Source organism: Pseudomonas brassicae (assembly GCF_010671725.1).
Taxonomy (GTDB): Bacteria; Pseudomonadota; Gammaproteobacteria; order Pseudomonadales; family Pseudomonadaceae; genus Aquipseudomonas; species Aquipseudomonas brassicae.
This window is the reverse complement of sequence record NZ_JAAHBU010000448.1, coordinates 1-5,264: the sequence shown is the minus strand read 5'-3', so window position 1 is coordinate 5,264 and position 5,264 is coordinate 1. Positions and strand designations below refer to the sequence as shown.

At 69.1% G+C, this 5,264-nt stretch carries 1 protein-coding gene; it reads left to right on the top strand.

Annotated elements, in window-relative coordinates; genetic code table 11:
* Positions 1 to 5,264: non-ribosomal peptide synthetase (locus G3436_RS24165; RefSeq protein ID WP_163950355.1), on the top strand; the 5,264-nt coding region annotated here is incomplete at both ends.

Here is a 5,264-nt window from a genome sequence, read left to right as displayed (position 1 = left end):
ACAGGCGCGGCAGGCCGGTGTGACGGCTGCCAGCCTGATGCACCTGGCCTGGGCGCTGGTGCTGGGGCAGTTGTCGGGGCGGTCCAGTGTGGTGTTCGGCACCGTACTGCTGGGCCGCTTGCAAGGGGGTGAAGGCGTGGAGCGCGCCCTGGGCGTGTTCATCAACACCTTGCCGTTGCGCCTCGAACTGCAGGCCCTGAGCGTGCGCGATGCGGTGCTCGACACGCACCACCGGCTGACCGGCCTGCTCGGCCACGAACACGCGCAGCTGGCGCTGGCCCAGCGGTGCAGTGCCTTGCCGGCGAGCACGCCCTTGTTCAGCACGCTGCTCAACTACCGCCATGGCAGCGCGACGCACGCGCGTGACGAGCACGCCGAGGCCGCCTGGCGCGGCATCGAGTTGCTCCATGCACAGGAACGCACCCATTACCCGCTGACGCTGAGCATCGATGACCTGGGGGATGCCTTCGCGCTCAATGCCCTGGCCGCTGCAGGCCTCGACCCCCAGTGCATCTGCAGCTATTTCGTGCAGGCCCTCAAGCGCCTGGTCATGGCGCTGGAACAAGGTGGCACGCAACCGCTGGAACAGCTCACGGTGCTGCCTGCCGCACAACGTACGCGGCTGCTGGCGACCCTCAACGATACCCGTCGCGACTACCCGCGCGAGGTGCCGGTGCACCGCCTGTTCGAACAAAGGGTGGCGCGCCATCCGCAGGCCGTCGCCGCGCGGCACGCAGAGCAGGCGCTGACCTATGCCGCACTGAACACGCGGGCCAACCAGCTGGCGCATTACCTGATCGGGCTGGGGGTCAAGGCACAGGACTGCGTCGGCATTCTGCTGCCGCGTTCGCTGGACCTGCTGGTCGCCCAGTTGGCCATCGGCAAGTGCGCGGCCGTCTACGTGCCGCTGGACATCAATGCACCGGTCGAGCGCCAGCATTACGTGCTCAAGGATTGCCGGGCCGTCGCGGTACTGGGGGCCAGCACGGCCCCGGCCGACCTTGCGCTGCACCGCATCGACCTGGACCGCTTGCGTCTGGATGCTCAGCCGAGCAACGACCCCGGCCTAGCGCAGGGCGGCGACAGCGTGGCCTACGTGATGTACACCTCTGGCTCCACCGGCCTGCCCAAGGGCGTGTGCGTGACGCACCGCGGCATCGCCCGGCTGGTGCTGAACAACGGCTATGCCGACCTGGACGAGCGTGATCGCCTGGCGTTCGCTTCCAACCCGGCCTTCGACGCCAGCACCCTGGAAGTATGGGGCGCGTTGCTCAATGGCGGGCAGGTGGTGGTGATCGATCACCTGACCCTGGTCGACCCGACGCGTTTTGGCGAGGCACTGCGCAGCCACGGCATCAGCGTGCTGTTCCTGACCACGGCGCTGTTCAACCACTATGTGCAGGTGATCCCTGAAGCGCTGGGGGGCTTGCGCATCCTGCTCAGCGGGGGCGAGCGCGCCGACCCGGCGGCGTTCCGCACGCTGCTGGCGCTGGGCGCGGGCGTGCGTCTGATGAACGCCTATGGCCCCACCGAAACCACCACGTTCGCGACGGTCTGCCAGGTTGCGCAGGTGCCCCTGGACGCACTGTCGGTACCGATCGGCCGACCGATCGGCAACACCCGGGTGTACGTGCTCGATGCCCACCAGCGCCTGGCCCCGCCGGGCGTGGTGGGCGAGCTGTACATTGGCGGCGACGGCGTGGCCAGCGGCTACCTCGACCGCCCCGAGCTGAGCGCCGAACGGTTCCTGCTCGACCCGTTCAGCGATGAGCCCGGCGCCAGGATGTACCGCACCGGCGACCTGGTGCGCTGGCGCGAAGACGGCCAGCTCGACTGCCTGGGTCGCAACGACGACCAGGTGAAGATTCGCGGATTCCGCATCGAACTGGGCGAGATCGTCAGTTGCCTGCACACCTTGTCCGGCATCGGCGAGACCGTGGTCATGGCCCGTGACGACGAGCCGGGACAGACACGGCTGGTCGTGTATTTCACTGCCCACCCGCAGGCCGAAGCGCCCACGGTGGAACAGATGCGTGCCCATCTGCAGGCCCACCTGCCCGAGTACATGGTGCCGGCCGCGTTCGTGGAACTGGCGGCGTTGCCGCTGACCGCCAATGGCAAGCTGGACCGACGCGCACTGCCACGGCCAGAGCGCCTGGCGTTGCTCGACCGCGCCTATGAAGCGCCGCAGGACGGGCTCGAAACGGCCCTGGCGCAGATCTGGGCCGAGGTGCTGGAGGTACAGCGGGTGGGGCGTCACGACCACTTCTTCGATCTGGGCGGGCACTCGCTGCTGGCCATGCGTATGGTCTCGCAGGTGCGTGAGCGACTGGGGGTGGAGCTGCCCTTGAGCGAGCTGTTTGCGCTGGGCGAGCTGGCGGCAGTGGCCCAGGCCCTGGCGGGTGCCGGGCGCAGCGAGTTGCCGCCGATTCTGCCGGTGTCGGGCGAACAGCCCCAGCCGTTGTCGTTCGCGCAGCAGCGGCTGTGGTTCCTGGCGCAGATGGAAGGTGGCAATCAGGCCTACAACATGGCCCTGGCGCTGGGGCTGCGTGGTGCACTGGACGTGGCGGCGCTGCACGGCGCGCTGGCGTGCATCGTGGCGCGGCATCACACGCTGCGCAGCCGCTTTGTGGCGGGCGACGAAGGTGCCGAGGTGCGTGTTGCCGACGTGCCCGATACCCCATTGCTGGCCATCGAGGATCTGCGCGAGCGGCCCGACAGCCTGGCGCAGCGCCTGCACGCAGCGGCCGCCGAGCCGTTCGACCTGGGCAACGGCCCGCTGCTGCGTGGCTGCCTGCTGCAACTGGCCGACGATTACCATGTGCTGTCGCTGACCTTGCACCATATCGTTGCCGACGGCTGGTCGATGGGCGTGCTGACCCGCGAACTGCTGGCGCTGTACGGCGCCTTGCGCCAGGGTCATGCCGACCCGTTGCCGCCGCTGGCGATCCAGTACGCCGACTATGCCGTGTGGCAGCGTCGCTGGCTGGTGGGCGAGCGCTTGCAGCGCCAGGCCGACTACTGGCGCCAGGCGCTGGACGGTGCGCCCGGCCTGCTGATGCTGCCGAGTGACCGGCCACGGCCGGTGCAACAGGACTTCAGCGGTGCCAGCGTGGCGATCCGTCTGGAGGCGGGCCTGGCCAGCGCGCTGCGCGCCGTGTCGCGTCGCCACGGCGTGACCCTTTACATGACCTTGATGAGCGCCTGGGCTGCGCTGCTGGCACGCCTGTCGGGGCAGGCCGATGTGGTCATCGGTAGCCCGGTAGCGGGGCGCGGCCGGGCGGAACTCGAAGGCTTGATCGGGCTGTTCGTCAACACCCTGGCGGTGCGTGTCGACACCTCGGCCAGCCCCACTGGCGCGACGCTGCTGGGCCGGGTCAAGACCAGCGTGCTGGCGGCACAGGACCACCAGGACCTGCCGTTCGAGCAGGTGGTGGAGATCGTGCGTCCCGAACGCAGCCTGGCCCACCCGCCGTTGTTCCAGACCACCCTGAACTGGCTGGCCGGCGATACGCTGGTCACGCGCATGGATACGCTGGTACTGGAGGTGGTGGAACAGGCTGGCCAGGTGGCCAAGTTCGACCTGTCGCTGAACCTGGGCGAACAGGGCGATGCACTGGTCGGCTCGCTGGAATACGCCTGTGCCTTGTTCGACGAGGCCACGGTGCGCCGTTACGCCGGTTATTTCGAGCAGCTGTTGCAGGCCCTGGTGGACGATGACCAGGCCGTGCTTGACCAGGTCGCGCTGGTCCACGACCAGGAGCGACGCCACCTGCTTGAAGGGCTTGCAGGCACGCAGTTGAGCCTGCCTCGGGCTGTGACCGTGCACGGCGTGATCGAAGCCAGGGCGCAGGCCATGCCCGACGCCTGTGCCGCCCGCGAGGGTGAGCGGCAACTGAGCTACGGCGAACTGAACCGCCAGGCCAACGCCCTGGCCCATCACCTGATCGGGCTGGGTGTACGCCCGGACGATCGCGTCGCGGTAATGGCCCGTCGCGGCCTGGAGGCGCTGGTCGGCCTGCTGGCCGTGCTCAAGGCCGGTGGTGCCTATGTGCCGGTGGACCCGGCGCACCCCGACGAGCGCGTGCGCTACCTGCTGGAAGACAGCGCCCCGGTGGCGCTGCTGACCCAGCAGGCGCTGCTGGACCGCGTACCGGCGCTGGGCCTGCCGGTGATCGCGCTGGACTCTGTGAGTTGGCCGCAGCTTGGGCACGACCCGCAAGTGACGGGTTTGAGCGCAACGCACCTGGCGTATGTGATCTACACCTCCGGCTCTACCGGGCAACCCAAGGGCGTGATGGTCGAACACCGCACCCTGCTCAACCTGGTGGGCTGGCATTGCCAGGCGTTCGGCCTGCAGGCCGGCAGCCATACCGCCAGCGTGGCCGGGTTCGGCTTCGATGCCATGGCCTGGGAGGTGTGGCCGGCGCTGTGCGCGGGTGCGGTGCTGCACCTGCCGCCGGCGCAGGTCGGCAACGAACAGCTCGACAGCCTGCTCGACTGGTGGCAGGCGCAGCCGCTGGAGGTGGCGTTCCTGCCGACGCCGGTGGCCGAGTATGCGTTCAGCCGCGGGCTGGGTCATCCGACCCTGCGCACCTTGCTGATCGGAGGCGATCGGTTGCGCCAGTTCAACCACGACCCGGGCTTTGCGGTGGTCAACAACTATGGCCCGACCGAAGCGACCGTGGTCGCTACCTCGGGTACGCTGCGGCCGGGAGGTTCGCTGGACATCGGCACGCCGATCGCCAACAGCCGTGTGTACCTGCTGGATGAGCACCTGCACCTGGTGCCCACGGGGGTAGCCGGCGAACTGTATGTGGCCGGCGAGGGGGTCGCGCGTGGTTACCTGAATCGGCCGGACCTGACGGCCGAACGCTTCCTCGACGACCCGTTCAGCACCGCACCGCATGCCCGCATGTACCGCACCGGCGACCTGGCGCGCTGGAACGCCGACGGCACCCTGGAATACCTGGGGCGCAACGACGACCAGGTGAAGATTCGCGGCCTGCGTATCGAACTGGGCGAGATCGAGGCGGCGCTTGGCCAGGTGCCGGGCGTGGAGGAGGCGCTGGTGCTGGCCCGCGAGGATGAACCGGGCCAGCCACGGCTGGTGGCCTACTTCACCCCGCGCCACCGCGATGCTGCGCCCACCGTGGGCGAATTGCGCGCTGCGCTGCTGACGCGCCTGCCCGGCTATATGGTGCCGAGTGCGTTTGTCGCGCTGGCGGCCTGGCCGCTGACCGCCAATGGCAAGGTCGACCGCC